Below are 5023 nucleotides of genomic sequence, written 5' to 3' on the forward strand. Positions count from 1 at the left end.
AGGGTCCAGTCGCGCATGTCGATGACCGACAACACCCCTCGCCCAGATGCGGGGTGGCCATGACCCGGTGCCCGTCGCGTTCCCAGGTTATGCCCGATCCCAGATGCGGCATGCCCGGCAGCGGCAGTTCGGCGATCTGATGGCCATCGTCCAGTGCAACGACCACGCCCTTGTCGCCTTCGCGGCTGGCCCCGATCAACTGCGCATAGTCCGACGTGAAGAAGAAATCGTCCAGCGGTTCGGCAATAGGGATACGGCGGACCGACAGGTCGCCGGCCGCGATCTCCCATATCTCGGGGGCGTCTTTCAGCGCCAGAATGAAACTGTCGCGCGGCGGGGCCTGATAGACGGCGCTGACACGGCTGGGCTTGCCGTCGGGCGCGACCGGAATCACCTTGACCGGGTCCAGCCCCGCATCCAGCACGGTCAGGCTTTCGGGCAAGTAATTCGCCACCGCGATCCGCTGCCCGTCCGGGCTGATGGCAATATTGCGGCTGTTCAGGGCGGCGCGCACGCGGCCAACCTCGGTCAGGGACCAGATGTCGTATTTCTGCACCCAGCCATCGCGCGACATGATAAAGACGAACCGCCCGTCTGGGCTGAATTTCGGGCCGCCATGCACGGCAAAGGGCGTGGCAAAGCGGTCCAGCACCTCGAAACTGTCGCCATCCAGAACGCTGACATGGTGATCACCGGTTTCGACCACCAGCGTGACATTCAGCGGATCGGCGTCAAAGATCGGTGCGGCTGCGGGGCTGTAACCGGCGTTCATCTCGCGGCTGGCCGCGATCTGTTCCATGCCCCAGTCCGGACGGTGATCCAGCGGCTGCATGACATATTCCGCCAGCCTGGCAATGGCGGGCGGAGGCAGCAGGTCAGCGAATCCCTCCATCTGTGTCTGGACCCGGCCATCGGCGATCACGCTGTCGATATTGCTGACGCGTTTCAGCGTTTCCGGAATCAGAGCCGGGCCAGTGCCGCCCAGACGATCCTCGCCATGGCAGGCGGCGCAATGTTCGGCGTAATCGGCAGCGGGATCGGCCAGCAGGGGGCTGGCCAGCAGCAGGCTAAAGGAAACGATGCGCCGGATCATGGCTTTTCCCCCGGAATGGCGTGACGACAAGGCGGTCCGTGGCGACATCGCCGATGCCGATCTCGTCGCCGTCCAGATAGCAGGCGGGATCCTCGGCCCATGGATCGCCGGTCAGTTGCAGGGCGCGGATGCGGGTATTGCCGCCGCAGACCGCCTTGCAGGCGCATGCGCCGCAGCGCCCTTTCAGCGGGCGTGGCCTTGTGCGCAGCATGGCAAGGATCGGGTCGTCGCCGGTCCAGATCTGCGAGAAAGGGCGCTCCTTGACGGATCCCACGGTATAGTCCGACCAGTATGTGTCGGGATGCACCCTGCCCTGCGGATCGATATTGCCGACCCCCAGCCCCGACGAGTTGCCCCCCCAGCTTTCCAGATGCGCGCGCAGATGCTTGACCTGCGCGGCGGAAAAGCGCGCCTCGGCCCATCGCAGGAAATAGACCGCATCCGCATCGTTATTGCCTGTCACGACCTCCAGCGAACCGCCCGCCTGAACGGCATCCCATGCCCGTTCGATCAGCAGATCCATCGCGCGACGGGTATGGTCATGGGCGGCATCCTCGGCCCGGTGCTTGTCGCCCCGGCCGGCATAGACCAGATGCGACAGATAGAACTTGTCCACGCCCTCATTCCGGCACAGATCCAGCATCGCTGGCAGGTGGTGGCCATTGCCTTGGGTAAGGGTAAAGCGCAGCCCCACCTTGACACCCCGTGCCTTGCAGGCCCGAACGCCCGCCAGCGCCTGATCGAACGCGCCCGCGACGCCCCGGAACCAGTCGTTGACCGCCCCGATCCCGTCCAGCGAGATGCCGACATAGTCAAAGCCCAGATCGGCAAGGCGGTCGATATTCTGCGTCGTGATTTTCGTGCCGTTGGTGGACAGCGACAGATGCCGGAAATCAAGCCTCCGCGCCTCGGCCGCCAGTTCCCAGAAATCAAAGCGCGACATCGGCTCTCCGCCCGACAGGATCAGCGCGGGGACGCGAAAATCCGACAGGTCGCGCAGCACCCCCATCGCCTGAGCATGGGTCAGCTCGCCCGGAAAAGAACGGTCGGCAGATACCGTATAGCAATGGCGGCATTTAAGGTTGCAACTGCGGGTCAGATTCCAGATCACCACCGGCTTGACCGGGCCACGCCCTTGCCGTTTCCGGGGAGGCGTCGGATGCAGAAGCTGATGCATATATTGGGTCAGGCGGAACATCTTTCCCCTTTCTTTCGCGGGTCGCGAAGGCGCAGGCCGGTCTTTTTCAGGATGCGGGTGGAAAAGAGGATGTCATCGGAACGGCAGGCATCGCCAAGCAGGCGGCGGATTTCGGCGCGCTTGTCCTCGACTCCGGTGCGGTCGCTGCCATGCAGCATCGCAAACAGATTATAGGGCCACAGGGGCCGCGCGCGGGGCCGCAGATAGCAATGGCTGACAAAATCCAGCGCACCCACCTGCCGCCCAAGCGCCGAGGCACGGGCATCGTCAACGTCCCAGACGCTCATCCCGTTGGCAGTCATCCCAAGCGCATAGTGGTTCGGCGCGATGGCGATGCGGCGAATAATGCCCCGCGCCTGCATCGCCGCCAGACGGTCCAGCACCTGCGCCTCGGTCAGGCCCAGTTCCGCAGCGATCTGCGCATAGGGCGCGGGCACCAGCGGCAGCCCGGCCTGCGTGGCCGCGATCAGGCGGCGGTCGGTGGCGTCGGGCACGCTCATGCCGCCACCCGAAAGCCGATGAAAAATTCCTCAAGCTTGGGAAATTGCAGCACCGTCAGGCCGGTTTCGGCCTCGATCCGGGCGGCGGTTGCGGCGATACCGTCCGGGGTTGGCGTGGCCAGCACGAACCACATGTTCAGTACGTGGTCGCGGGCATAGTTATGCGCCACCTCGGGATGGGCATTGACCAGCGCGGCGACGCGGTCGAAATCATCCGCCGGAGCGGACAGGGCGCACAGGCAAAAGGCACCGCCCATCGCCGCTGCGTCAAAGAACGGGCCAAAGCGGGTGATCGCGCCGATCTCGTTCAGGCGCGCCAGCCGGCCGATCAGATCGTCCCCGCCGAGTCCCAGAGCCAGACCGGCATCGTCAAAGGGGCGCGGCGTCAGGGGAAACCCCTCTTGCAGGGCGTTCAGGATGGCGCGGTCGGTGTCGTCCAGCGCTTCGGGCGGCAGGGGGCGGCGGGTCATGCGGCGGCCTCGTGGATGGTTGCGCCCCGCTGGCGGAAACAGCGGGTCGAGAACAGGATACGATGCGCAATGCCCGCCAGTTCCGGCAGGGCGCGGGCGCGGTCCAGCACCGCCATCGCCTCGGGGCGGGTGCGGGCATGGATCATGCAGAACAAGGGCCAGTCCCAGAGACCCGGCACGGTTTGCCGCTGATAACACAGTGTCACCCCCGGCAGGGCGGCCAGCGCCGCCCCGGCGCGGGGGATGGCGACCTCGGGGATGCGCCAGACGACCATGGCGTTCTGCCGCCAGCCAAGGGCGCGGTGCCGGACGATGACCCCCACACGCGTCAACAGCCGCGCCTCGACCAGCGCGCCGATGCGGGCGATCAACCCGGCCTCGTCGCGGTTCAGATCCGCCGCCAACGCCGCGAAGGGGCGCGGCACCAGCGCCAGCCCCCCCGAGGACAGCGCCTGCATCAAAGGCCGGTCGCCGTTGCGCAGCGCCGACAGATCGGCGGGCCGGTCGGGCGGCATGGCGTGGCGCGGGCCGTTCAGGCGAAAGCCCAGATCAATGTTAAAGGCCCGGACCAGCGGCAGCGACAGGACCGGCAACGCGGTCGCCGCTTCGATCCGGGCCAGGCTGGCGGCCAACCGCGCCGGGTCGGGGGCGGTGGCGACGAACCACAGGTTCCAGTCCCCTTCGCGCAGATAGGAATGGTTGACTCCGGGTTCGGTGCCTACCAGCGCCGCCACCCTTTCGACCCGCGCATCCGGCACGCGCAGCGCCGCAAGTGTGGACACCCCCGCCGTATTCGGGCGGCAGGTCGCACCCACCCGCGCGATCCGGCCCGCGCCGCGCAGCACCCCAAGCCGGGCAATCACCCCGGCCTCGGGGATACCAAGCGTCACCCCCATCGCGGCAAAGGGGCGCGGGACCAGAGGAAGGTCGCGCTGAAAATCGTCAAGCAGGCGCAGATCCGTATCATCCATGGTCACAATCCCATCCGGTGCGCGCGGTCGGTGAAAAAGATGCCCGAGGGGGCCTGTGCCGCGATCTCGCCCAGAACCTCGTGATTGCGGGCATCGCGGATCTCGACCCGGTTTTCGTCGCGGACCGACAGCCAGACCTCGCGGCCGCGCGGGGCGAATTCCATATGCAGCACGCCCTTGCCGGGGGTCAGCGTATCGATGACCCGGTGGGTCAGCACATCGACGATCTGCACCTTGTCATTGTCGGGCGGCGCAAAATTCACCCAGATTTCGCGCTTGTCGGGGCGCGCGACGGCAAAGACGGGCTGACCGGCCAGATCGGTGCGGGCGATTTCCGCCAGCGAGGCGGCATCGACCCATAAAAGCTGATGCAGCCCGACGGCGGGCAGGGCAAAGACGCCATCGGCCAGCGTCCAGCCCTGAAGATGCGGCATCTTGAAGACCGGCAGATCGGGCTGATCCTTGCCGTAATCGGGCAGGAACCGCGTGACCTGAGGCGGATCCTGCCACAGATCGACGGCGGCCAGCCCCTTTTCGCCGAACAGCCCGACGATATAGGTCCGCCCGTCACCAGTCATCAGCGCGTCATACGGATTTGCGCCCACGTCCGGCAGCCGGGTGATGACGGGGTTGGCCGGATCGGCGGCATGATCCAGAATCCAGACCTCGCCGGTGTCCCATGTGGCAACGACGAAACGCGATCCCGGCGCATCGGCGATGCCCACGGTTTTCGACCGCATGGGCACATCGGCGACCATCTCCAGCGTGTCGGCGTCAAAGACCCGCACCCC

General features: G+C 66.4%; 5 protein-coding genes and 1 pseudogene. All 6 read right to left on the reverse strand.

Annotated elements, in window-relative coordinates:
- Nucleotides 1–1093, reverse strand: a pseudogene (locus ACK5L9_RS06330) (cytochrome D1 domain-containing protein); the annotation flags it as partial.
- On the reverse strand, nucleotides 1068–2291 hold the full coding sequence (nirJ, locus tag ACK5L9_RS06335; RefSeq protein ID WP_416910623.1) for a heme d1 biosynthesis radical SAM protein NirJ: 1224 nt from the start codon (nucleotides 2289–2291) through the stop codon (nucleotides 1068–1070). The gene nirJ and the pseudogene ACK5L9_RS06330, both read right to left, overlap by 26 nt.
- A complete protein-coding gene (locus ACK5L9_RS06340; RefSeq protein ID WP_416910624.1) occupies nucleotides 2279–2791 on the reverse strand; it encodes an AsnC family transcriptional regulator in 513 nt (170 codons plus the stop codon). The genes nirJ and ACK5L9_RS06340 overlap by 13 nt, the downstream gene beginning before the upstream one ends.
- A complete protein-coding gene (locus tag ACK5L9_RS06345) occupies nucleotides 2788–3261 on the reverse strand; it encodes an Lrp/AsnC family transcriptional regulator (RefSeq protein WP_416910625.1) in 474 nt (157 codons plus the stop codon). Before ACK5L9_RS06345 ends, ACK5L9_RS06340 begins: the two co-directional genes overlap by 4 nt.
- A complete protein-coding gene (locus ACK5L9_RS06350; protein WP_416910626.1) occupies nucleotides 3258–4232 on the reverse strand; it encodes an Lrp/AsnC family transcriptional regulator in 975 nt (324 codons plus the stop codon). Before ACK5L9_RS06350 ends, ACK5L9_RS06345 begins: the two co-directional genes overlap by 4 nt.
- A 2-nt stretch (nucleotides 4233–4234) precedes the next feature.
- Nucleotides 4235–5023: cytochrome D1 domain-containing protein (locus ACK5L9_RS06355; protein ID WP_416910627.1), on the reverse strand; the 789-nt coding region annotated here is incomplete at its 5' end.

Source organism: Paracoccus sp. (in: a-proteobacteria) (assembly GCF_047973135.1).
Classification (GTDB): Bacteria; Pseudomonadota; Alphaproteobacteria; order Rhodobacterales; family Rhodobacteraceae; genus Paracoccus.